Genomic DNA, 21,781 nt, shown 5'->3' on the forward strand with positions numbered 1-21,781 from the left:
GTTGCGGGTTCCGCGATTGTTGTTTTCTTACAAGCCCAGAGAACCGCGATGCGCTGTCCTTGCCTGTGATTTGCCGACAATGCCGGCGGATGGCGATGGAGAGGGCGTGGATTATCGTGTGATGGCGTGGACAGCGCGTTACAGTTTGAAGTAATGTTGTATGGATATTTACTAGCAGGGGCGGTGCTTGCATGGCCGAAAGGAAGATTTTCGCCGGGCATGCGGTGCGCCGGCTGCGCCGGGGCACGGGGCTGACGCAGGCGGCGATGGCCGAGGCGCTCGACATTTCCGCCAGCTATCTGAACCTGATCGAGCGCAACCAGCGGCCGCTGACGGCGGCGCTGATGCTGAAGCTCGGCGAGCGTTTCGACATGGATCCGCGTCTGCTCGCGGCCGATGAGCCGGGGGGCGGGGCGGATGCGATCCGGCGGCGGCTGGCCGATCCCCTGTTCGCCGACATCGGTGTCGATCGCGCGGAAGTGGAGGAATGGCTGGCGGCGGCGCCGGGCGGCGCGGAGGCCTTCGCCCGCGCGTTCGATCGCTTGCGCGACGGAGCGGCCACGCCCGTCTCCGACGAGGATGGCGCGATCGCGGCGGTGCGCCGGGAAACCGAGCGATGGCGCAACCATTATCCCGATCTCGATGCTGCGGCCGAGGCGCTGGCCGACGAATTGCGGCTGGGCAATGCCGATCTCTATGGCGCGATCGCCGAACGGCTGCGGGTGAAGCACCAGCTGGCCATCCGCATCCTGCCCGTGGACGCGATGCCCGATCGGCTGCGGCGCCTGGATTATCACGCCCGCCAGATCCAGCTTTCCGAAATGCTCGACCCCGCATCGCGAACCTTTCAGGCGGCGTTTCAGCTGGCGCAGATCGAGGCGCGGGGTGAGATCGAGGCATTGGTGGCGGGGGCGGCCTTTGGCGAGCGCACGGCGGAGCGACTGTTCCGGCGCACCGTCACCTCCTATTTCGCGGCGGCGCTGATGATGCCTTATGGCCGGTTCCTGCGCGCGTGCGAGGCGACCGGCTATGATCTGGAACTGTTGCAGCGCCGCTTCAATGCCGGTTTCGAGATGGTGGCGCACCGGCTGACGACGTTGCAGCGCGTGGGCGCACGCGGATTGCCCTTCTTCATGGTGCGCGTGGATCGGGCCGGGCAGGCATCGAAACGCTATGCCGGCGCTTCGGCATCGCCGCTCGCCACGGCGGCGGGGCGGTGCCCGCTGTGGCGCGTCCACCACGCCTTCGACCGGCCGGGCGAAATCGTGCGGCAATTGGTGGTGCTGGAGGATGGCAGCCGCTGGTTCACATTGTCGCGCACGGTGCAGTCGCAGGTGCGATCGCCGAACGGCATCCGCGCCGAATTCGCGATCGGCCTGGGGCTCGCCGCGCAGAATGCGGCGGTGCTGCACCATGCGCGGGGGATGGATCTGGAGGGCGAGGGCATGCCGGTGGGGCTGGGTTGCCGCCGCTGCATGCGCGCCGATTGCCCGCAGCGGGCCGAGCCGCCGATGGGCCGCGTCCTGCTGCTCAACGATCGGGAGCGCGGATTGACGCCCTTCACCTTTGGCGGCGATTGAGGGCGGTGGAGCTTAAGGCCGGTCAGCGCCAGTTGGGCTGCATCACCACCATCATCAGCACGAAGCCGAGATAGAGCAGGCCGGGCAAGGCGGGGATAAGGACGGTGAGTGTCGCCGCCGTTTCGCTGTGGCGCCGCTTGAACCACAAGGCGACGCCCAGCGCAGCAAGCGCCGCGACAATCAGGGTGATCCACGGCCCGATATTCGCGCCCGCCCCCGATCGATCGCCAAGGCCGATGGCGAGGATGAGCAGCAGCACGGCCGCCAACACCGCATCGAATGCGAAGAGCAACCAGAAAGCCATGGCCGGAGGGTAGCATTCCGACGCACATTCGCAAACCGGCAGCGCAGGCTTGTCGGGTGGGTCAGCGCACCTGATCGAGCGTGGAATGGCGCAGCCGCTTCAGTTCATCGACGATCCGGCGCACATCCTGGCTGGCACCGCGCGGCAGGACGAGCACGGCATCGCCGGTCGCCACCACGATCAGATCGCTGACGCCAACGGCGGCGACCAGCGGTCCGTCGCTGCGGATCAGGCAATTGTTGGTGTCGAGCGCGATCACCTCGCCCTGATGGCAGTTGCCGGCATCGTCCGGGCCGGTGATGGCGTGCAGCGCATCCCAGCTGCCGACATCGGACCAGCCCATTTCGACGGGCACGACGGCGACCTGATCGGCCTTTTCCATCACGGCATAGTCGATCGAATCGGCGGGGGAGGCGGTGAAGGCGATCTTGTCCGGATGGATGCGCGCGCCGTCGCGGTCCGCCGCCGCCATGGCGGCCCCGGTTGCGGACGCGATATCCGGCGCGAAACGCCTGAGCGCGGCGAGATAGGCGCCCGCGCGGAACATGAAGATGCCACCGTTCCAGACATAGCGGCCATCGGCGAGATAGCTTTGCGCGGTCGCAAGATCGGGCTTTTCGACGAAGCGATCGACCTTGTGGGCGCCCGGCGCGATCTCGGCCCCTTCGCGGATATAGCCATAGCCGGTTTCTGGCGCGTCGGGCGCGATGCCGAACGTCGCCATCCAGCCCTGTTCGACGAGCGGGAGCGCCGTGGTGACGGCGCGGTGGAATGCCGCGACGTCGGCGATCACATGGTCGCTCGGCATCACCAGCAGGATGGTTTCCGGCGGGACGGCCAGCGCGGCAAGCGCGATCGCCGGGGCAGTGTTGCGCCCGGTGGGTTCGAGGATCAGCGCGTCGGCCGGCGCGCCGATATTGACAAGTTGTCGTTCGATCTCGTCCGCATGGGCAGCGTTTGCCACCACCAGCGGCGGGCTGAAATGCGCTGCGTCGCTCGTCCGTGCCGCCGTCAATTGCAGCATCGAACGATCGTCGGTCAGGCTGAGCAATTGCTTGGGGCGCATCGTGCGCGACATCGGCCAAAGCCGCGTGCCCGCGCCGCCGGAGAGGATGACGGGCGTTATCTTGGTCCCGGGCGTGTCCATGATCCTCCTTGGGGCGGCGCTGTCCTGCATCCGATCGCCATGCTGTGATGCCATCTCACAATGATCGGATCATCCTTAAAATCCGTGATCTACGCCATGGTTTCAGAAAATTTTTGTAAATATCGGCGACACTATGAATGTCGAAGATTTTTACGGTTTGGCGGGGCGGACGGACATGAACAATGCCGTGATTGCAAGCGCTTTGCCGTTTTCGTGGCCTCATGCTGCGATAAAGCGGGCATTTCGTGCGCTTTTCGTTATTGTCCCGGCTGTTCCAGATAGGGGCAGGGCCGCTCGGGGGGGCAGGTAGTGAATAGTGACGCGATAGGCGTCTGGAGCCACGCGCTGGCGGCTATCCTGTTCGCCGCGCTGGCGCTGTGGCAGGTGCAGCGGCCCAAGGGCGGCATGCAGCGCAGGACGCTGGCGCTGGCGTTCGCGATGACGGCTGCCTGGGCGGTGACGGTGATGCTGGCCGGCCCCGGATCGCTGCCCGGCCGGATCGGCGAAACCGGGCGCAACCTGGCCTGGCTGGGCTTCATGTTCGGGCTGCTGCGGCAGGGGACGGGAAGCTCGACCCGATCGACGATCGTCGCGCTTTATTCGGTGCTGGCGGTGGTCGGCCTCGGACAGATCCTTGTCGATGTCGTCGCCAGCTATGCCGCGCCGGGCGACCGGCGCGGGCTGGAGGCACTGTTCTTCGCGATCCTGCTGCTGCGCATGACCTTTGCGGTGGGCGCGCTGGTGCTGGTCCACAATCTCTACACCGCCGCCACGCCGGATGCGCGCTGGGGCATCCGGCTGCCGATGATCGCGCTCGCGTCGATGTGGGTCTATGATCTCAACCTCTACACCGTCGCCTATCTGGGCCATAGCTGGCCGATCGCGCTCTATGCCGGGCGCGGCATCATCATGGTGCTGCTGACCCCGCTTTTCGGCCTGGCGAGCCGGCGCAACACGCGCTGGCGGATGCGGATATCGCGCACCGTGACCTTCCAGTCGCTGTCGCTGATGGCGATCGGTTTCTACCTGATCGCGATGGTGATCGTTGCCCGCGCGATCGAACTGATCGGCGGCGATTACACGCAGGTCGCGCAGGTGACGGTGGTTTTCGGCATGTCCGTCGCCGCGCTCGCCTTTCTGCCGGTCGGCCGTATCCGGGCCTGGCTGAAGGTGAAGGTGGCCAAGCACCTGTTCCAGCATCGTTATGATTATCGCGTGGAATGGATGCGGTTCACCGACACGATCGGCCGGCCGGACGAGGGCGCCGATCCGCTCGACGTGCGCGTGATCCAGGCGATCGCCGACATCATGGAATCGCAGGGCGGCTTGCTTTTGACACCCGATGGCAGCGGCGGGCTGATGCTTTCTGCCCAGTGGAACTGGCCGCTGGCGGACGTGCCCACGGTCGCCGCCGACGCCGCCTTCGTGCGCCTTGTGGAAGCCACGGGCCGCATTCTCGAATTCGATGCCGTGCGCCGCGACGAGGATGAGATCGGCGCCGATACCACGCCGGGGTGGATCGTCGCCGAACAGCGCGCCTGGGCCGGCGTGCCGCTGATCCACTATGACCAGTTGGTCGGCCTCGTTCTGCTGGCGCGACCGCGCGTCGATCGTGGCCTCGACTGGGAGGATTTCGATCTGCTGCGCGTCGCCGGCCGGCAGGTGGCGAGCTATCTGGCAGAAGCGCGCGGACAGGAGGCGCTCAATGAATCCCGCCGGTTTGACGAATTCAACCGGCGCTTCGCCTTCATCATGCACGACATCAAGAATCTGGTCAGCCAGCTCAGCCTGCTGACCCGCAATGCCGAGCGCCACGCCGACAACCCGGATTTCCGGGCGGACATGATCGCGACCCTGCACAGCTCGACCGCGAAGATGAACGATCTCCTCGCCCGCCTGTCGCAACACAATACCGGCCGCCCGGCCGAGCCCCGCCCGGTCGTGCTGAAAGCCATCGCCGATACCGTCGCGGCGGCGCGCAACAAGCTGCACCCGGTGCGCGTCGATGGCGGCACCGATGTCATCGCGTCGGCCGATCCGCCCCGGCTGGAACAGGCGATCGGGCATCTTGTGCAAAATGCCATCGATGTCAGCCCGCCGGGGGAAGCCGTGTGGCTGCATGTCGAGCGGCGCGGGCTGGAGGCCGTGATCTCCATCGTCGATCGTGGGGAGGGCATGTCCGCCGAATTCATCCGCAACCGGCTCTATCGGCCCTTCGCTTCCACCAAGCCGGGCGGCTTCGGCATCGGCGCGTTCGAGGCGCGCAGCCTGATCGCGGCGATGGGCGGGCGGCTGGAGGTGGAAAGCCGCGAGGGCGCGGGCACCCGCTTTTCGATCATCCTGCCAGTGACCCAGATCACGGCGGATGCTGAGCGATTCGTTAATGCGTTGACCCCATCATGAGCCAGATGACCGAAAAACCCCGCCTCCTGATCGTCGAGGACGATGAAGGCCTGCAGCGGCAGCTCCGCTGGGCCTATGAGGATTATGACGTGATCGTCGCCAGCGACCGTGTCGGCGCGATCGACGCTTTGCGCGCAACCGAGCCTGCCGTCGTGACGCTCGATCTCGGCCTGCCGCCCGATCCCGACGGCGTGACCGAGGGCTTTGCGACGCTGGAGGAGATCCTGCGGCTCAAGCCCGATACCAAGGTGATCGTGGCGTCGGGCCATGGCGCGCGTGAAAGCGCGCTGCGGGCGATCGCGTCCGGCGCCTATGATTTCTACCAGAAGCCCGTCGATATCGACACGCTGGGCCTGATCGTCGCGCGGGCATTCCACCTGCACGCCATCGAGGCGGAAAATGCCCGGCTGGCGGCCGCCGGTTCGGGTGGCGAGACGGTGCTGGGCAGCATCGTTACCGCCGCGCCGGAAATGCTGAAGGTCGCCCGCACGATCGAGCGCGTGGCCAATGCCAATGTTTCGGTGATGTTGCTGGGCGCGAGCGGCACCGGCAAGGAATTGCTGGCGCGCGGGCTGCACAATGCCAGCGGGCGGGCCAAGGGCGCGTTCGTCGCGATCAACTGCGCGGCGATCCCGGAAAACCTGCTCGAAGCCGAGCTGTTCGGCTATGAAAAGGGCGCCTTCACCGGCGCGGTGAAGACCACCGAAGGCAAGATCGAGCTGGCCGAAGGCGGCACGCTGTTCCTGGACGAAGTGGGCGATATTCCGCTGCCGCTGCAGGTGAAGCTGCTGCGCTTCCTGCAGGAACGCGTGATCGAACGCATCGGCAGCCGCCGCGCCATTCCGGTCGACACGCGCATCGTCTGCGCGACGCACCAGGATCTGGAGGCGATGATCGCCGCCGGCAGCTTCCGCGAGGATCTCTATTACCGGCTGGCCGAAATCGTGGTCCGCATCCCCACTTTGGCCGAACGCCATGGTGACGCGACCCTGCTCGGCAAGCATTTCCTGACGCGCTTCGCCAAGGAGATGAACCCGGCGGTGAAGGGCTTTGCGCCCGATGCGCTGGCTGCGATCAACGACTGGGCATGGCCGGGCAATGTCCGCGAGCTGGAAAACCGCCTGAAGCGTGCGGTGATCATGGCCGAGGGCAAGCTGGTGACAGCCGCCGACCTCGATCTCGACCTGAGCAGCGAGGGCGCGGAGCTGATCAATTTGAAGGCCGCGCGCGAAATGGCGGATCGTCGCGCCATCCGGCAGGCGCTGGCCCGCACCGAAGGCAATATCTCCAACGCGGCCAAATTGCTGGGGATCAGCCGGCCGACGCTTTACGACCTGTTCAAGCAGTACGACCTGCAGGCCTGACCACTCACATCATTCGGCGAAAGCCGGGGCCGCGATTGTGTGCTGGATTACCGCACGAGATGCCGGCCTTTGCCGGCATCTCGCGGGAGACGCGCGTCAGCGGACGCGCGGGCCGCCATAAGGCATGGGCGGCGGCGGGCGACGGTCGCGACGCGGCAACTGCGCCTGATAGGCGACCGAACAATGATCCAGGCAATAAGGGAAGCCCGGGTTGATCGGCGAGCCGCAGAAATGGAAATCCGGTTCGCCCGGATGCCCGATCGGCCACTTGCAGATCTTGTCGTTCAGATCGAGCAGCGACGTCTTGCCCGCGATGTCGGCCGACGGCTTGGCCGGAACCAGGCGGCGCGGCGGCGCGGGCGTGGCGGGGGGCTGCTGTTCGCCGGGCGACTGGCGCTGGAAGCCGCCCGGGCCGATCGAACGGAACACCTGCTGCGGCTGCGAAGATCCTGCCGCCGGCGCGGGCGTCGGTGCGGGGGCGGCGGCAACCGGGGCTGCCGGCGCGGGCTTGGCGACAGGTGCGGGGGCCGGCGCGGGCGGGGGAGGCGGTGGTGGCGCCGCGGCGACGGGCGCCGCCTTTTCCGCCTTGGGGGCCTTGGGCGCAGCATCGCTATTGCTGCTATCGCCGCCGCGCACGGGCGACGGGCGCGATTGCAGGCCAAGGCGATGCGCCTTGCCGATCACCGCGTTGCGGCTGACGCCACCCAGTTCTTCCGCGATCTGGCTTGCGGTGTTGCCCGCTTCCCAGAGCCGCTTGAGCTGATCGATCCGTTCGTCCGTCCAGGCCATTCGTCGTCCTTGCGCTTTCCCGCGCTTGCGGGCGGGCTTGGCAGTCGATAGGCGCTAGAGCCATGAACGACCAGCCCGAAAACTTGGTGCGCGCCACCCCCGGCGTACCGGTGATCCCGTTCGTCAACTGGGGAGGAATGCGCGCGCTCTATGTGAAGGAGGTGCGACGTTTCTTCAAGGTCCAGCTCCAGACGATATGGGCGCCGGCGATCACGACGCTGCTTTTTCTGGTGATCTTCACCGTCGCATTGGGCGGCGGCGGGCGTCAGGTGATGGGCGAACCCTTCGCCAATTTCATCGCGCCGGGCCTGATCGTGATGGGCATGATGCAAAATGCCTTCGCCAATTCCAGCTTCTCGCTGCTCGTCGGCAAGATCCAGGGCACCATCGTCGATTATCTGATGCCGCCGCTTTCTTCGGGTGAGGTGTTGTTCGCGCTCGTCGCCGCCGCGATCACCCGGGCGATTCTGGTGGGGCTGACGGTGTGGCTGGCCATGTGCTTCTGGCCGGGTGTCGAGGTGGTCCCCCAGCATTTCTGGGCGGTGATCTGGTTCGGCCTGATGGGTTCGGCGCTGCTCTCCTTCCTGGGCGTGCTGACGTCGATCTGGGCGGAAAAGTTCGACCATGCGGCGGCCGTCACCAATTTCGTCATCCAGCCGCTCTCGCTGCTGTCTGGCACCTTCTACGCCGTCGACGCGCTGGCGCCGACATTTCAGGCGATCAGCCATGCGAACCCGTTCTTCTATGTGATTTCGGGCTTCCGCTACGGCTTCATCGGCATCGCCGACTCGCCCATCGCGATCGGTGCGGTGGCGCTGTTGGGCGTGAACATCGTGCTTTGTGCGATCTGCTATGTGCTGCTGTCGAAGGGCTGGAAGCTCAAGAATTGAGCCTCGTCGGGCAGGGGGTTGTCCCGCCCCGCGCGGGGCGATAAAAGCCCATTTCGAATGAAGGCGGCCGGACAGGGCCGCCTTTTTGCGTTTCCGGAGTTTTCCCGCACTTTTTTCGTGAAGGAGTAGTCTCGATGGCCATTACCCCGCTCATGCCCGTATACCCGCGGTGTGGCGTGCGGCCGGTGCGAGGCGAGGGTTGCTACCTGATCGGTGAGCGCGGCGAGCGTTATCTGGATTTTGCCGCCGGCATCGCGGTCAACGCGCTCGGCCACGGGCATCCGCACCTTACCAAGGCGATCCAGGAACAGGCGGCGACGCTGATGCACGTTTCCAACCTCTACGGTTCGCCGCAGGGTGAGGCGCTGGCGCAGCGCATCGTCGACAACAGCTTCGCCGACACGGTGTTCTTCACCAATTCGGGCGTCGAGGCGATCGAGTGTGCGATCAAGACCGCGCGCCGTTACCATTATGCCAACGGCAACCCCCAGCGGCACAAGCTGATCACCTTCAAGAACGCCTTCCATGGCCGTTCGCTGGGCGCGATCAGCGCGACCGACCAGCCCAAGATGCGCGATGGGTTCGAACCGCTGCTGCCGGGCTTCGCTTATGTGCAGTTCAACGATCTCGAAGCCGCGCTGGCCGCGATCGACGATGAGACCGCCGGCTTCCTCGTCGAAACCGTGCAGGGCGAAGGCGGGATGACGGCGGGAACGCCGGAATTCATCCAGGGCCTGCGCAAGGCGTGCGACGAGCATGGCCTGCTGCTCATCCTCGACGAGATCCAGTGCGGTTATGGCCGTACCGGCAAGATGTGGGCCTATGAGCATTATGGCATCACGCCGGATATCCTGACGGCGGCCAAGGGCATTGGCGGCGGTTTCCCGCTGGGTGCGTGCCTGGCGACCGAGGAAGCGGCCAAGGGCATGGTGGTCGGCACCCATGGATCGACCTATGGCGGCAATCCGCTCGGCATGGCGGCGGGGCAGGCGATCCTCGACGTGATGCTGGAGCCGGGCTTCCTGGAACATGTCACCAAGATGGGCGAGCGCCTGCGCGCCGCGTTCGAACAGCTCATCCCCAACCACGACCATCTGTTCGAGGAAATTCGCGGCAAGGGGCTGATGCTCGGCGTCAAGATGAAGGAACCGGCGGTGAGCCGCGATTTCGTGGCGCATCTGCGCGACAATCACGGGTTGCTGACGGTGGCGGCGGGCGAAAATGTGTTCCGCGTGCTGCCGCCGCTGGTGATCGACGAGAGCCATATCGCCGAATGCATCCAGAAGCTTTCCGAAGGCGCGCGGACCTACACTCCGCCGGCGGCGGCATGAGCCGGCATTTCCTCGACCTCGCCGATGCCGGCGGGGACGCGATCGCGGCGATGCTGAACGACGCGATCGACCGCAAGGAAGCGCGCGCCAACTGGCCGAAGGGCAAGGCGGATGCCGATGCCCCGCTGGCCGGCCGCACGCTGGCGATGATCTTCGAGAAGAATTCGACCCGCACGCGCGTGTCGTTCGACATGGCGATGCGCCAGTTGGGTGGCACGACGATCGTGATGGATGCGGGCTCGATGCAGCTCGGCCGGGGCGAGACGGTGGCGGATACGGCGCGCGTGCTTTCGCGCTTCGTCGACGCGATCATGATCCGTACCGACGATCATGCGAAGCTGATCGAGATGGCCGAGCATGCGACCGTGCCGGTGATCAACGGCCTGACCGATCACAGCCATCCGTGCCAGATCATGGCCGACATGCTGACCGTGATCGAACGCCACAAGGCGCTGCCCGGCACGCGCTGGGCATGGCTGGGTGACGGCAACAACGTGCTCCATTCGATCATCGAGGCGGGCAGCCTGATGGGCTTCGACGTCCGCGTCGGCTGCCCGGCGGGCTATGAGCCGTCGATGGAGGTGCTGGAAGCGGCGCTGAAGCGCGGCACCACCGTTCCGATCCTGCGCGATCCGGTGGCGGCGGTGAAGGATGCCGACGTCGTCGTCACCGACACCTGGATATCGATGGGGCAGGAACATGCCGAGGAGAAGCTGGCGGCGATGACGCCTTATCAGGTGAACGCGGCGCTGATGGCGCACGCCAAGCCCGATGCCGTGTTCCTCCACTGCCTGCCCGCCCATCGTGGCGAGGAAGCGACCGACGACGTGCTCGATGGCCCGCGCTCGGCGATCTGGGACGAGGCGGAGAACCGCCTCCACGCCCAGAAATCCGTGCTTCTCTGGTGCTTCGGGATGATCGGCTGACCCGCACGCCACGGGCCAGACATCGCAGGACTGGAAACTTCGCCCCTCCATACCGACATGGAGGGGCGAATGATTCCGGCGGTCGCCGGAGGCTGGAGCGGTCCATCCGAGCCGTAGGCGTCGGGCGAACCGCTCCTTGATTGTGATAGGCCGCGATTTCCAGGGCAGCAGATGCGTCATCTGCGTCGAAATCGCTCTAAGGAATTGATCTTGAAAGCCAATGGTAACGGAAAGAGCGAGATGCCCGTGGTCGCCCATGTCGATCAGGCGCTCGGCTTCACCATCCCGTCCCGCCATGCGCGGGGGCGGATCGTCCGCCTCGGCCCGGTGCTCGATGGCGTGCTCGCTGCGCATGGCTATCCGCTGGCCATCGGCCGCCTGCTCGCCGAGGCGCTGACGCTGACCGCGCTGCTCGGTTCGACGCTGAAGGATGCCGGCGGCCAACTGACCATCCAGGCGCAGACCGAGGGCGGCGTCGTCGACCTGCTGGTCTGCGATTATCGCGGGGGCGAGATGCGCGGCTATGTCCGCCACGATGCCGAGCGGCTGGCCGAAATGCCGGTCGATCCGTCGCTGTTCGCGCTGTTTGGTCGCGGCTATCTCGCCATCACCTTCGATCAGGCGGCGACGGGTGAACGCTATCAGGGCATCGTGCCGCTGGAAGGCGGATCGCTTGGCGCGGCGGCCGAGGCCTATTTCAACCAGTCGGACCAGTTGCCGAGCTTCGTCAGGCTGGCGACGAACGGCGGCGGCATTGGCGGCCATATCGCCGGCGGCATCCTCATCCAGCACCTGCCCGATGGCGAGGAGGGCCGGGAGCGCCTGCACGTCCGCCAGGATCGCGAGGAATGGGACCATGTCACCGCGCTCGCCGGCACGATCCGCGACGAGGAACTGCTCGATCCCACGCTGCCGCTGGATCAGATCGCCTGGCGGCTGTTCCATGAGGAGAGCGAGGTCCGCGTGCTGCCGATGATTTCGCTGAGCGGCAATTGCCGTTGCAATGCCGATCATATCCGTTCGGTGATTGCGCGCTTCCCGGCCGAGGAGCGGGCCGAGATGGTCGAGTCGGATGGGATGATCCATGTCGACTGCGAATTCTGTTCCAGCCGCTACAGCTTCGCGCTTGCGGATTTTGCATGATGACGAAAATGGAAAATCGCAAGACGAAGTGACGAAGCGCACAGACGGCTCGACAAACAAGCCTTACTTTCAGCCGTGTCAGGGTCGCCGTGAAATGGCGGCCATTGTATAGCTGTTAACGTGGCATGGTTAGAAGTCGAGGCTGTGTGGGGCTGGCGTTTTCCTGGCCCGTTTCAGCCGGGATTCGAGGTTGGCGTCATGTTTAACCGTCAGTTATTGTTGCGTATGCTTGTCATTTGTGCGGCGTCCGGCGTTGCTGCTGCCGCCCATGGCGCAGCCCCCCAGCCGCTTTCGGCGGTGGGCACGCTGCAGCCGGGGCTCTGGCAATTGCAGGCCGAGGGCGAGGCGCCGCGCAGGATCTGCGTCGGCGATACCAGCGCGCTCGTCCAGATCCGCCATGCGGGAACGCCGTGCAGCCGCCTCGTCATCGCCGACCAGCGGTCCAGCGCGACGGTGCATTATAGCTGCCCCGGGGCCGGCTGGGGGCGGACGACGCTGAAGGTGGTGACGCCGCGTTCGGCGACCATCGACACGCAGGGTATTGCCGGCAACGCGCCTTTCGCCTTCACCGCCGATGCGCGGCGCATGGGCGATTGCCCGACCAAGAGCGCAAGTCTGAACGAGAGCCGATACAACCGTTAAGCCGGGGTTTACCTGGCCGGGTTTATATCGATCCACGATGTGTCGGCGTTTGGCACATTCCCTCCCTAGCAGGCCCTTCGGGGCCCAACTGGGCCGTCCATTCGGGCGGCCCGTCCTTTTGGGGGCGCCTTCGCGCGTTCCGATGGCGGCGCTTTCGCACCCGCACAAAATCGGCTAGGCGCCTGTGCATCCAATCCGCCCGGCAACCGGCAGTTCCGCCATGGCCGGACGGGCGATCGGCCCTGGGCCCATGACAACGGACTGAAGTGAGGACTGTCGATATGAACGAGCAGAAGCCCGGCGCCGTCGTGCTGCTTTCGGGTGGGCTCGATTCCATGGTCGCGGCGGGCATTGCACGCGAACGCGGCTTTGCGATCAACGCGCTGACGATCAACTACAACCAGCGCCATCTGGTCGAGCTGGCGGCGGCGCGGCGCATCGCGGCGATGCTGGATGTCGCCCGTCATGTGACGCTGCCGCTCGATCTCACCCTGTTCGGCGGATCGGCGCTGACCGACGATATCGCGGTTCCCAAAACCGGTGTCGGCGAAGAAATTCCCGTCACCTACGTGCCCGCGCGCAACACGATCTTCCTGTCGCTGGCGCTGGGCTGGGCCGAAGCCTGCGGGGCTTATGACATCTTCCTTGGCGTCAACGCGCTCGATTATTCGGGCTATCCCGATTGCCGTCCCGAATTCGTCGAGAAGTTTCAGGAACTGGCTGACCTGGCGACGAAGGCAGGTGTCGAAGGGCGCCGCTTCACCATCCACAGCCCGCTGCTGCACATGACCAAGGCCGATATCGCGCGCGAGGCCGATCGGCTGGGGCTGGATGCCGGGCAGAGCTGGTCCTGCTACGATCCCGCGCCGGGCGGCAAGCATTGCGGCCTGTGCGATAGCTGCCGGCTGCGCGCGCGCGGCTATGAGGAGGCCGGCATTCCCGATCCGACGCAATACGCCACGCGGCCATGACCAGCTACGCCGTCAAGGAAATCTTCCTGACCCTGCAGGGCGAAGGGCGGCAGGCCGGGCGCCGGGCCGTCTTCCTGCGCTTTGCCGGCTGCAATCTGTGGACCGGGCGGGAGCAGGATCGGGAAAGCGCGGACTGCCGTTTCTGCGACACCGATTTCGTGGGCATGGATGGCGATCATGGCGGCCGGTATCGCGATGCCGCAGCACTGGCCGACAAGGTGGCGGCGCTGTGGGCCGAAGGCCTGGTCGGTGAGGCGGGGGCTGTGCCCTTCGTGGTGATGACCGGCGGTGAGCCGCTGCTGCAGGTGGACGACGCGCTGATCGCCGCCCTGCATGCGCGGGGCTTTGAAATCGCGGTGGAAACCAACGGCACGATCGCGGCGCCGGCCGGGATCGACTGGATCTGCGTCAGCCCGAAGGCGGGGACGGAGATCGTCCAGCGTTCGGGGCAGGAGCTCAAGCTTGTCTGGCCGCAGCCCGGCAATGATTATCGCGCGATGGAGGGTTGGGCGTTCGACCATTTCCTCGTCTCGCCGATGGACGGGCCCGATGTGGTGGAGACCACCGCCGCAGCGGTGGCCTTCGTTCTGGCCAACCCCCGCTGGCGGCTGTCGGTGCAGTCGCATAAGCTGATCGGCGTGCGCTGAGAGCAGGCGTTAGAGAATCCGGGCTTTAGCCGGATTGTGGTGTCGCGCTGGAAATGCGCCGAACGCGCATTTCCAAACCCGTCTATCCGATCAGCCGCACTTGCGGCTGTTGTAGCGGCCCTTCTTGTCCCAGCATTTCGGGCTGAGATCGGCCAGCTGGCGCGGCGCCAGCGTGTAGCGATAGGCGTAAAGCCCGTCGCCGGTGGGCACCAGGCTGTTGCGGAATTCGCGCATCCGCGTTTCCGCCGTCAGGTGCAGATCGCCCTTGCGGCGGCCGACGGCATCGCGGCCGATCAGCGCGGCGGTGTCGCAGAAGCTGTATTGGGCGTGCAGCGTCGAAAAACCGTTATAGGTTTTCGTCGTGTACTGGTCGAAATCCTTCTGCCAGCCACGCCCGTTCATCCGTTTGAAATAGGCGCCCAGCGTGTTGTAGGCGTCGTTCAGTTCGCGATCATGGTGGCGCAGGATGTCGTTATAATTGCGCACCGTCATCAGCGACGGCGAAAACTGGCACTGGAGCGCCGCGACGTTCAGGCCCGCGCGCATGTTCCACAGCAGATGCGCCTGCAATTCCTTGGGCGTCGCCTTGGGCATCGCAAGGCCGATGCCGGGTTCGTCCCCGCGCACGGGATCGCCCGCCAGATTGGGCTTCACCCAATAAAGATAGGATGCGGCCGCAGGCGCCGCCTGCGCCCCGACAATCGTTGCCAGCGCTGCGATGCCAAGCCGCCAGCTGCGTATAACCATGAAACCCTCCGCTTTAGCCCGCTGTTAAACATTAACCGGGCCGCGAGATAAAGGGCGAACATGTGATTTGCGACAGGCTGTGGCCTTCGGGACTCACCGGATTCCGGCTCGCGGATATGAAAAAGGGCCACCCGTCGCCGGGCGGCCCTCTTGCCAAGCCATGGGCTCGGGCGATGTTACATCGCGTTGGTGGCGTTTTCCGCCGCATTGTCGACGGCCGCGTTCTCGGCCGGGGCCGCTGCGGCATTGTCCATCACCATGTTGTCGCTGGCGCCGGCGGCGTCGACGGCGGTGACATCGTTCACGGAACCTTCCATCGACGGCTCGGCGGCATTGATCTCGGTCGTGTTGGTGTCGGTCGTCGTCGTTTCGCCGCCGCAGGCCGAAACCAGCAGCGCCGCCCCGGCAACCATCGCCGCAGTCATCATCTTGGAAAAGGTATCACGCATCATCGGCTCCCTAGTGGTCGACCCGGCACGGCTTATGGCCTGAAAATCCAGATCGGGCGCGACCCTATCGGCAAAATTCCGGCCGCTCAAGCATCGCAGCACGGCTGCGGCAAGGCTTGCAGAAAGGCCGGGAAGCGGGCCTGGAGCGCATTGTCGAACTCTGCCATCGACACATTCCTGCCCAGCGCCTGCAGGCTGGTGACCGGATATTCGGCGATGCCGCAGGGGACGATCCCGCCGAAATGGGCAAGATCCGGCGCGATGTTCATGGCGAAGCCGTGGAAGGTGACCCAGCGCGTCACCCGCACGCCGATCGCGCCGATCTTCGCCTCCCGGCCGTGGGCATCGTCCACCCAGATGCCGATCCGGCCATCGGCGCGGCGGGCCGCGACGCCGAAATCGCCCAGCGTGTCGATCAGCCAGCCTTCGAGCAGGTGGACGAAGCGGCGGACATCGCGTCCCCGTGTGCCAAGGTTGATCATCACATAGCCGGTGCGCTGGCCGGGGCCGTGATAGGTATATCGCCCGCCGCGCCCGGCGCGGAAGACGGGAAAGCGATCGCCCGCCAGAAGCTCGGCCGGGTCGGCGCTGGTGCCGGCGGTGTAAAGCGGCGGATGTTCCACCAGCCACACCTGTTCGGCGGCCTCGCCCGCGGCGATCGCGGCAGCGCGGGCCTGCATGGTTTCAAGCGCGACGGGGTAGGGGGTCAGGCCGGGCGATACGCGCCATTCGACGGGGGAAGCGATGCCATCCATCGGCCCCAATTGGGGCGCCGGCAATAAAGGATCAAGCCTGGATTGCGTGGCTAGCCCCGTGCCTTGTAGAGGGTGCGCCCGGCATGTGCCGGATCGGGAGCAAGCATGGCCTTATCGATCACCGCCGCCTGGGATGATGCCCGCGCCTTCGTCGCGCGGGAACGGGCGTTGCTCGTGCCGCTGGGGCTGACCCTGCTGGTCGTGCCGAGCGCGCTTGCCGAAATCCTTGCCCCGCAGGCGTCGGCCGATGGCGTCGAATCCGGGCCGTGGATGCTGGCGCTGCCGATCCTGTTCCTGTGCACGCTGGTCGCGTCGCTTACGGTGACGCGGCTGGCGCTGGGTGGCGGCGTTTCGGTGGGCGAGGCGCTGCATAACGCGGTGCGGCGCATGCCGGTCGCGATCGGATCGAGCCTCGTTCTCGCCGTCGCCGCGCTCGCCGCCTTCATGCCGATCGCGCCGCTGCTGCCGGCGCCGGGGGCGGTGCCGCAGGTGGGTGGTGCCACCGCGCTCGTGCTGATGCTCTACATGACGGCGCTGCTGGCCGGCGTGTTCTTCCTCGGCATCCGGCTGCTGCTGGTGAATGTCGTGATCGTCAGCGAACCGGTGGGCGTGATCGCGGCGCTCAAGCGCAGCTTCGCGCTGACGCAGGGGCATTTCGTCAAGCTCGCCGCTGTGCTGGTGCTGTTCGCGGCGGCCAGCCTGCTGATCGGCGGGGCGGTGCAGCTTGCCGGGGGCGTCGTTCTGCTCGGTGCGGGCAAGCTGCTTGGCATGGAAGCGATCGGCCGGTTGCTCCTCGCTCTCGTTTCGGGCGCCGTCAGCGCCACGCTGTCGATCTATTTCGTGGCGACGCTGACGATGATCTATCGCCAGATCCTTGGCCCCAACCTGTCAGGCATCTTCAAATAAGGGGATTTGCGGCGCGGCATCGCGCGGCAGGATGCCGGCGAGCCGGGGATCGGCGAAGATTTCGATCGCGCGCGCGAACGGCACGAAGCCGGCCTTGCGATAGAAGCCCAGCGCGCCCGGATGGTCGAGCGTGCAGGTGTGGACCCACATGCGCTCCACGCCCTGCCGCCAGCCGAGCGCCAGCGCATGCGCCATCAGCCAGCCGCCATGGCCCTTGCCGGCCAGTTCGGGGATCAGCCCGAAGAAGCCAAGCTCGCACTCGCCCGCAATCCTGAAATCGAGTTCGAGCAGGCCGACCTCGATGCCCTGCCGGTCGACCACCGCGAAGATCTGGACGGCGGGATCGGTGATGATCGCCGCCAGCGCCGCATCGGACAGCACCAGCCGCGAAAACCATAGCCATGGCGCGCCAATGCGGCGGAACAGGCTGCGATAGCCCTCGTTCGTCGGTGCCTGCCAGCGCACGAGACGGAACGGCGAAGCGGGGAGCGGCGCGGGGCGGGGCCGTGCGCGCATCTCCAGCGAGGTGACGATCGCGGCGAGATGGCCCGCCGGCACAGGTTCGAGCGACATGGCGATCAGGCCCAGGTGGCGGTGGGCGGCAGGCTCATCAGGATCGCGTCGATATTGCCGCCGGTCTTGAGGCCGAACAGCGTGCCGCGATCATAGACCAGGTTGAATTCGGCATAGCGGCCCCGGAAGGCGAGCATGCGTTCGCGATCCGCATCGGACGCGGCCTCGTTCATCCGCCGGCGAACGATCTGCGGGAAGATATCGAGAAACGCCTCGCCAACATCGCGGGTGAAGGCGAAGTTCGCGTCGAAATCACCTTCCAGATGATCGTAGAAGATTCCGCCGACGCCGCGATGCACCTTGCGGTGCGGGATGTAGAAATAATCGTCCGCCCATTTCTTGTAGCGCGGATAATGCGCGGGATCATGCGCGTCGCAGGCGGCCTTCAGGCGCGCGTGGAAATCGGCCGTGTCCTCGTCATGGGGGATGGGCGGGTTGAGATCGGCACCGCCGCCGAACCAGCGCTTGCCGGTCACCAGGAAGCGCGTGTTCATGTGGACCGCCGGCACGCGCGGATTGGCCATGTGGGCGACCAGGCTGATGCCGGTGGCGAAGAAGGACGGGCTTTCGCCGGCGCCGTGGATCGTCTTGGCGAATTCGGGCGAGAATTCCCCCCCAACCGTGGACACGTTGACGCCGACTTTTTCGAACACGCGGCCCTTCATCACGCCGCGAACGCCGCCGCCGCCTTTTGCATCCGGGTCATCGTCGCGATTCCAGGCCGTATATTCGAACCCGGCATCGCTGCCCGCCTCGCGCTCGATCGCCTCGAACTCGGCACAGATCCGATCGCGCAGCGATTCGAACCAGATCCGGGCTGCGGCCTGTTCGGCATCGAGTTCGATCATTCCGGAAAACTCCCTGTCTGGCGCATGGCTTCGGCCAGCGCGATGCCAGCCGCGACCGCGACATTCAAGGACCGGAAGCCCGGCCGCAGCGGAATCCGCACCGCGAGATCGGCGGCATCGTGCACAAATGCGGGCGCGCCGCTGCTTTCCGACCCCATCAAAAGGATATCGTCCGTCTGGAAACGGGCGTCCGGCAGCCGCGTTTCGGCCTGGGTGGTCAGCAGGACCAGGCGGCCGGGAACCGTGGCACGGAAACTGTCCCAATCGGCATGGCGCCGTATTTCGGCGTCGGCGGCATAATCCATGCCCGCCCGTTTCAGCCCGCGATCCGAAAAGGGGAAGCCGCAAGGCTCGATGATATCGACTCCGGCGCCGAAACATGCCGCCATGCGCAGGATGGTGCCAACATTGCCGGCAATGTCGGGTTGAAAAAGGGCGATCCGCATGCCGATCGGCTATGCGATTATGTCGTAACTCCGCAAGTCTACGTAAATTGCTGTTGGCAATAGGTTGGTGCGAGTCTATCAGCGCGTCCAACCGCCGGGGGAAAACAACAGGCGGTCGCGTCTAAGGGGTGGTCGCCGGGGGTGGACGCCTTGCGGGCGCTTATTTCGTGGCAGCGCAAGGGTTCCGGAATGGCGACGCTCGAACAAATACAACCAACAGACGCGCCTGAAGGCGAGGGTGATGGCGTACGGCGCCGCGATTTCATCAATGTGGCAGCCGTCAGCTTTGCAGGCGTCGGCGCGGTGGCAGTGGCCTTGCCCCTGATCAACCAGATGAATCCGTCGGCCGACGTGTTGGCGCTCGCTTCGATTGAGGTGGATGTCTCTAAGATTGCCGAAGGTCAGTCGATCAAGACGATCTTCCGCAAGCAGCCGCTCTTCATCCGTCATCTGACGGGGAAGGAAATCGCCGAGGCGAACGCGGTGCCCGTCGACAGCCTGCGTGATCCGCAGACGCTGGCCGAGCGGACCAAGGAAGGCAAGGAACAGTGGCTCATCACCATGGGTGTCTGCACCCATCTCGGCTGCGTCCCGCTGGGCGCGGGCGAGGGCGAGGTGAAGGGTGAGTTCGGCGGTTATTTCTGCCCCTGCCATGGTTCGCACTACGACACCGCGGCGCGCATTCGGAAGGGGCCTGCCCCCAAGAACCTTGAGGTTCCCGAATATGCGTTCAAGTCCGACACCGTCGTGCAGATCGGCTGAGGTGATTTGAAATGAGCTTTCCCTGGGCAAATCATTATGCGCCGAAGCACCCGGCGATGCAGTGGATCGACGAGCGGCTTCCGCTGCCGCGTCTGGTCTACAACGCGGTGGGCGCCGGTTATCCGGTGCCGCGCAACCTGAACTATTTCTGGAATTTCGGCGTTCTCGCGGGGGCCGCGCTCGCCATCCAGATCATCACCGGCATCGTGCTGGCGATGCACTATGCCGCGAATGGCGATATCGCCTTCGCGTCGGTCGAACATATCATGCGCGACGTGAACTCGGGCTGGATGCTGCGCTATGCGCACGCCAACGGCGCGAGCTTCTTCTTCATCGTCGTCTATCTGCACATCTTCCGCGGCCTCTTCTACGGATCGTACAAGGCTCCGCGTGAAATGGTGTGGCTGCTCGGCCTCGTCATCTTCCTGCTCATGATGGCCACCGCCTTCATGGGTTATGTGCTTCCCTGGGGCCAGATGAGCTTCTGGGGTGCCAAGGTGATCACCGGCCTGTTCGGCGCCATCCCGTTCGTCGGCGAACCGATCCAGACCTGGCTGCTGGGTGGCTTCGCGCCGGATAACGCCGCGCTCAACCGCTTCTTCTCGCTGCACTATCTGCTGCCGTTCGTGATCGCGGGTGTTGTCATCCTGCACATCTGGGCGCTGCACATCCCGGGTTCGTCGAACCCGACCGGCATCGAGGTGAAGGGCCCGCAGGATACGGTGCCGTTCCATCCGTATTACACCGCCAAGGACGGTTTCGGCCTGGGCGTGTTCCTGATCATCTTCGCGATCATGCTGTTCTTCGCGCCGAACTATCTCGGCCACCCGGACAACTATATCGCGGCGAACCCGCTTTCGACGCCGGCGCACATCGTGCCCGAATGGTATTTCTGGCCGTTCTACGCGATCCTGCGCGCCTTCACCGTCGATTTCATCCTGCCGGCGAAGCTGTGGGGCGTCATCGCGATGTTCGCGTCGATCCTCCTGCTCTTCTTCCTGCCGTGGCTGGATAAGTCGCCCGTCCGTTCGGGCAACTACCGCCCGACGTTCAAGATGTTCTTCTGGATCCTCGTCATCGACGTGCTGATCCTGGGCTATTGCGGCGGCGCTCCGGCGGAAGAACCCTATGTGATGATCTCGCAGCTGGCGGCGGCTTATTACTTCGCCCACTTCCTGATCATCCTGCCGATCATCTCGCGTATCGAACGGCCGCTTCCGCTGCCCGGCTCGATCACCGAGGCGGTGCTGGCCAAGCACGGCGAAACCGCCGGCGAAGCTCAGCCCGTGGCCGCTGAATAAGGGGGTAACTGATAATGGTCCGTCCCATCGGTGCCCTCGTCGGGCTGGGATTTGTCTTCGTCCTGCTCTTCTCGCTCATCACGGGCGCGGTGAACTTCATCAAGGAGCCGCCCGCCCCGACTGTCGAGCATGAGTTCCATCTGCACCCGAAGAAGCTCGATCTGGCCAGCAATGGTCCGCTCGGCAAATTCGATCGCCAGCAGCTGCAGCGCGGCTTCCAGGTTTACAAGGAAGTCTGCGCGGCCTGCCACTCGCTGCATTATGTGTCGTTCCGCGATCTGCAGGCCATCGGTTTCAGCGAAGCCGAAGTGAAGGCGATCGCCAAGCAGTGGGCGATCGAAGTGCCGTCGGTGAACCCGGACACGGGTGAAGCGGCGACGCGCAAGGCGGAAGCCGCGGACAAGTTTCCGCTGCCTTATGCCAACGACGTCGCGGCGCGTGCGGCCAACAACAATGCGATCCCGCCGGATCTGTCGCTGATGGCCAAGGCCCGCCATGATGGTGCTGCCTATGTCTATTCGCTGCTGACCGGTTATCAGGATCAGCCGGCGGAGCTGCTGAAGCACTTCCCGGATGCGAAGACGGGTGCCGGCCTGCACTACAACCCGTATTTCGCCAACCTGAATCTCGCCATGCCGGCGCCGCTGGTGGCCGATGGGCAGGTGACCTATGCCGACGGCACAACCGCTTCGGTCGACCAGATGGCCAAGGACGTTTCGGCGTTCCTGGTGTGGACGGCGGAACCGAAGCTCGAAAATCGTCACGCGACCGGTGTCGCCGTGGTGATCTTCCTGCTGATCGCGACCACCCTGGCGTTCCTGGCCTACCGGAACATCTGGGCGGGTACGAAGCACTGA

23 protein-coding genes are annotated in these 21,781 nt (G+C 65.4%); 14 read left to right on the top strand and 9 right to left on the bottom strand.

Annotated elements, in window-relative coordinates; all coding sequences use genetic code 11:
* The first annotated feature begins 191 nt into the window (after positions 1 to 191).
* Positions 192 to 1,580: a helix-turn-helix domain-containing protein gene (locus tag CHB74_RS04440; protein WP_089218406.1), complete on the top strand. Its 1,389-nt coding sequence runs from the start codon at positions 192 to 194 to the stop codon at positions 1,578 to 1,580.
* A gap of 22 nt (positions 1,581 to 1,602) precedes the next feature.
* Here CHB74_RS04440 and CHB74_RS04445 read toward each other — a convergent pair whose 3' ends face one another.
* Both CHB74_RS04445 and CHB74_RS04450 read right to left on the bottom strand, forming a co-directional pair.
* A complete protein-coding gene (locus tag CHB74_RS04445; RefSeq protein WP_089218407.1) occupies positions 1,603 to 1,884 on the bottom strand; it encodes an osmoprotectant transporter permease in 282 nt (93 codons plus the stop codon).
* A 61-nt stretch (positions 1,885 to 1,945) separates the two neighbouring features.
* A complete protein-coding gene (locus tag CHB74_RS04450; RefSeq protein WP_089218408.1) occupies positions 1,946 to 3,031 on the bottom strand; it encodes a mannose-1-phosphate guanylyltransferase/mannose-6-phosphate isomerase in 1,086 nt (361 codons plus the stop codon).
* Between the two features lie 309 nt (positions 3,032 to 3,340).
* On the opposite strand from CHB74_RS04450, the gene prsK reads away from it, so the two are divergent.
* Positions 3,341 to 5,434 (top strand): XrtA/PEP-CTERM system histidine kinase PrsK, encoded by a 2,094-nt coding sequence (gene prsK / locus CHB74_RS04455; RefSeq protein ID WP_089218409.1) that lies wholly within the window; start codon positions 3,341 to 3,343, stop codon positions 5,432 to 5,434.
* 5 nt (positions 5,435 to 5,439) lie between these two features.
* The gene (gene prsR / locus CHB74_RS04460; RefSeq protein ID WP_089218527.1) at positions 5,440 to 6,798 is read left to right on the top strand and encodes a PEP-CTERM-box response regulator transcription factor; all 1,359 of its coding nucleotides are present in this window, start codon (positions 5,440 to 5,442) and stop codon (positions 6,796 to 6,798) included.
* 96 nt (positions 6,799 to 6,894) lie between these two features.
* Here the strand turns inward: prsR and CHB74_RS04465 are convergent, their stop codons facing one another.
* Positions 6,895 to 7,587 carry a GcrA family cell cycle regulator gene (locus CHB74_RS04465; protein WP_089218410.1) on the bottom strand — a complete coding sequence of 231 codons (693 nt, stop codon included), beginning with the start codon at positions 7,585 to 7,587 and terminating at the stop codon, positions 6,895 to 6,897.
* A gap of 62 nt (positions 7,588 to 7,649) precedes the next feature.
* Between CHB74_RS04465 and CHB74_RS04470 the strand changes: the two genes are divergently transcribed.
* From CHB74_RS04470 to queE, 7 genes are all read left to right on the top strand, one after another.
* The gene (locus CHB74_RS04470) at positions 7,650 to 8,477 is read left to right on the top strand and encodes an ABC transporter permease (RefSeq protein WP_089218411.1); all 828 of its coding nucleotides are present in this window, start codon (positions 7,650 to 7,652) and stop codon (positions 8,475 to 8,477) included.
* A gap of 134 nt (positions 8,478 to 8,611) precedes the next feature.
* The gene (locus CHB74_RS04475; RefSeq protein WP_089218412.1) at positions 8,612 to 9,808 is read left to right on the top strand and encodes an aspartate aminotransferase family protein; all 1,197 of its coding nucleotides are present in this window, start codon (positions 8,612 to 8,614) and stop codon (positions 9,806 to 9,808) included.
* A complete protein-coding gene (gene argF / locus CHB74_RS04480; protein WP_089218413.1) occupies positions 9,805 to 10,734 on the top strand; it encodes an ornithine carbamoyltransferase in 930 nt (309 codons plus the stop codon). Before CHB74_RS04475 ends, argF begins: the two co-directional genes overlap by 4 nt.
* A gap of 240 nt (positions 10,735 to 10,974) precedes the next feature.
* Positions 10,975 to 11,877 (top strand): Hsp33 family molecular chaperone HslO, encoded by a 903-nt coding sequence (locus tag CHB74_RS04485; RefSeq protein ID WP_089218414.1) that lies wholly within the window; start codon positions 10,975 to 10,977, stop codon positions 11,875 to 11,877.
* A 225-nt stretch (positions 11,878 to 12,102) separates the two neighbouring features.
* Positions 12,103 to 12,519 carry a DUF3617 domain-containing protein gene (locus tag CHB74_RS04490; protein ID WP_245842638.1) on the top strand — a complete coding sequence of 139 codons (417 nt, stop codon included), beginning with the start codon at positions 12,103 to 12,105 and terminating at the stop codon, positions 12,517 to 12,519.
* A gap of 281 nt (positions 12,520 to 12,800) precedes the next feature.
* A complete protein-coding gene (gene queC, locus CHB74_RS04495; RefSeq protein WP_089218416.1) occupies positions 12,801 to 13,490 on the top strand; it encodes a 7-cyano-7-deazaguanine synthase QueC in 690 nt (229 codons plus the stop codon).
* The gene (gene queE / locus CHB74_RS04500; protein WP_089218417.1) at positions 13,487 to 14,137 is read left to right on the top strand and encodes a 7-carboxy-7-deazaguanine synthase; all 651 of its coding nucleotides are present in this window, start codon (positions 13,487 to 13,489) and stop codon (positions 14,135 to 14,137) included. Before queC ends, queE begins: the two co-directional genes overlap by 4 nt.
* A gap of 90 nt (positions 14,138 to 14,227) precedes the next feature.
* On the opposite strand, the gene CHB74_RS04505 is transcribed toward queE, so the two are convergent.
* From CHB74_RS04505 to lipB, 3 genes are all read right to left on the bottom strand, one after another.
* Complete coding sequence (locus CHB74_RS04505; RefSeq protein WP_089218418.1) at positions 14,228 to 14,884, bottom strand: hypothetical protein; 657 nt, start codon at positions 14,882 to 14,884, stop codon at positions 14,228 to 14,230.
* A 176-nt stretch (positions 14,885 to 15,060) separates the two neighbouring features.
* A complete protein-coding gene (locus tag CHB74_RS04510) occupies positions 15,061 to 15,333 on the bottom strand; it encodes a hypothetical protein (protein ID WP_089218528.1) in 273 nt (90 codons plus the stop codon).
* An 86-nt stretch (positions 15,334 to 15,419) separates the two neighbouring features.
* The gene (gene lipB, locus CHB74_RS04515; RefSeq protein WP_089218419.1) at positions 15,420 to 16,088 is read right to left on the bottom strand and encodes a lipoyl(octanoyl) transferase LipB; all 669 of its coding nucleotides are present in this window, start codon (positions 16,086 to 16,088) and stop codon (positions 15,420 to 15,422) included.
* A 105-nt stretch (positions 16,089 to 16,193) separates the two neighbouring features.
* On the opposite strand from lipB, the gene CHB74_RS04520 reads away from it, so the two are divergent.
* Positions 16,194 to 16,994, top strand: a complete 801-nt coding sequence (locus CHB74_RS04520) for a hypothetical protein (RefSeq protein WP_089218420.1) — start codon at positions 16,194 to 16,196, stop codon at positions 16,992 to 16,994.
* On the opposite strand, the gene CHB74_RS04525 is transcribed toward CHB74_RS04520, so the two are convergent.
* From CHB74_RS04525 to CHB74_RS04535, 3 genes are read right to left on the bottom strand one after another with little or no spacing between them, the layout of a single operon-like run.
* Complete coding sequence (locus tag CHB74_RS04525; RefSeq protein ID WP_089218421.1) at positions 16,977 to 17,567, bottom strand: GNAT family N-acetyltransferase; 591 nt, start codon at positions 17,565 to 17,567, stop codon at positions 16,977 to 16,979. The genes CHB74_RS04520 and CHB74_RS04525 overlap by 18 nt on opposite strands.
* A 5-nt stretch (positions 17,568 to 17,572) precedes the next feature.
* Entirely contained in the window at positions 17,573 to 18,415 is an 843-nt protein-coding gene (gene hemF / locus CHB74_RS04530; RefSeq protein WP_089218422.1) for an oxygen-dependent coproporphyrinogen oxidase, read from the bottom strand.
* On the bottom strand, positions 18,412 to 18,861 hold the full coding sequence (locus CHB74_RS04535; protein WP_089218423.1) for a tRNA (cytidine(34)-2'-O)-methyltransferase: 450 nt from the start codon (positions 18,859 to 18,861) through the stop codon (positions 18,412 to 18,414). The genes hemF and CHB74_RS04535 overlap by 4 nt, the downstream gene beginning before the upstream one ends.
* Before the next feature lie 189 nt (positions 18,862 to 19,050).
* Here CHB74_RS04535 and petA point away from each other — a divergent pair, with 189 nt between their 5' ends.
* Genes petA through CHB74_RS04550 form a run of 3 tightly spaced genes read left to right on the top strand, consistent with a single transcriptional unit; the run spans position 19,051 to position 21,781 of the window.
* Positions 19,051 to 19,623 (top strand): ubiquinol-cytochrome c reductase iron-sulfur subunit, encoded by a 573-nt coding sequence (petA, locus tag CHB74_RS04540; RefSeq protein WP_089218424.1) that lies wholly within the window; start codon positions 19,051 to 19,053, stop codon positions 19,621 to 19,623.
* A gap of 11 nt (positions 19,624 to 19,634) precedes the next feature.
* On the top strand, positions 19,635 to 20,924 hold the full coding sequence (locus CHB74_RS04545; protein WP_089218425.1) for a cytochrome b: 1,290 nt from the start codon (positions 19,635 to 19,637) through the stop codon (positions 20,922 to 20,924).
* Positions 20,925 to 20,938: 14 nt separating this feature from the next.
* Positions 20,939 to 21,781, top strand: coding sequence for a cytochrome c1 (locus CHB74_RS04550; RefSeq protein WP_089218426.1), 843 nt, complete (start codon positions 20,939 to 20,941; stop codon positions 21,779 to 21,781).

The organism is Edaphosphingomonas laterariae (genome assembly GCF_900188165.1).
Taxonomy (GTDB): domain Bacteria; phylum Pseudomonadota; class Alphaproteobacteria; order Sphingomonadales; family Sphingomonadaceae; genus Sphingomonas_E; species Sphingomonas_E laterariae.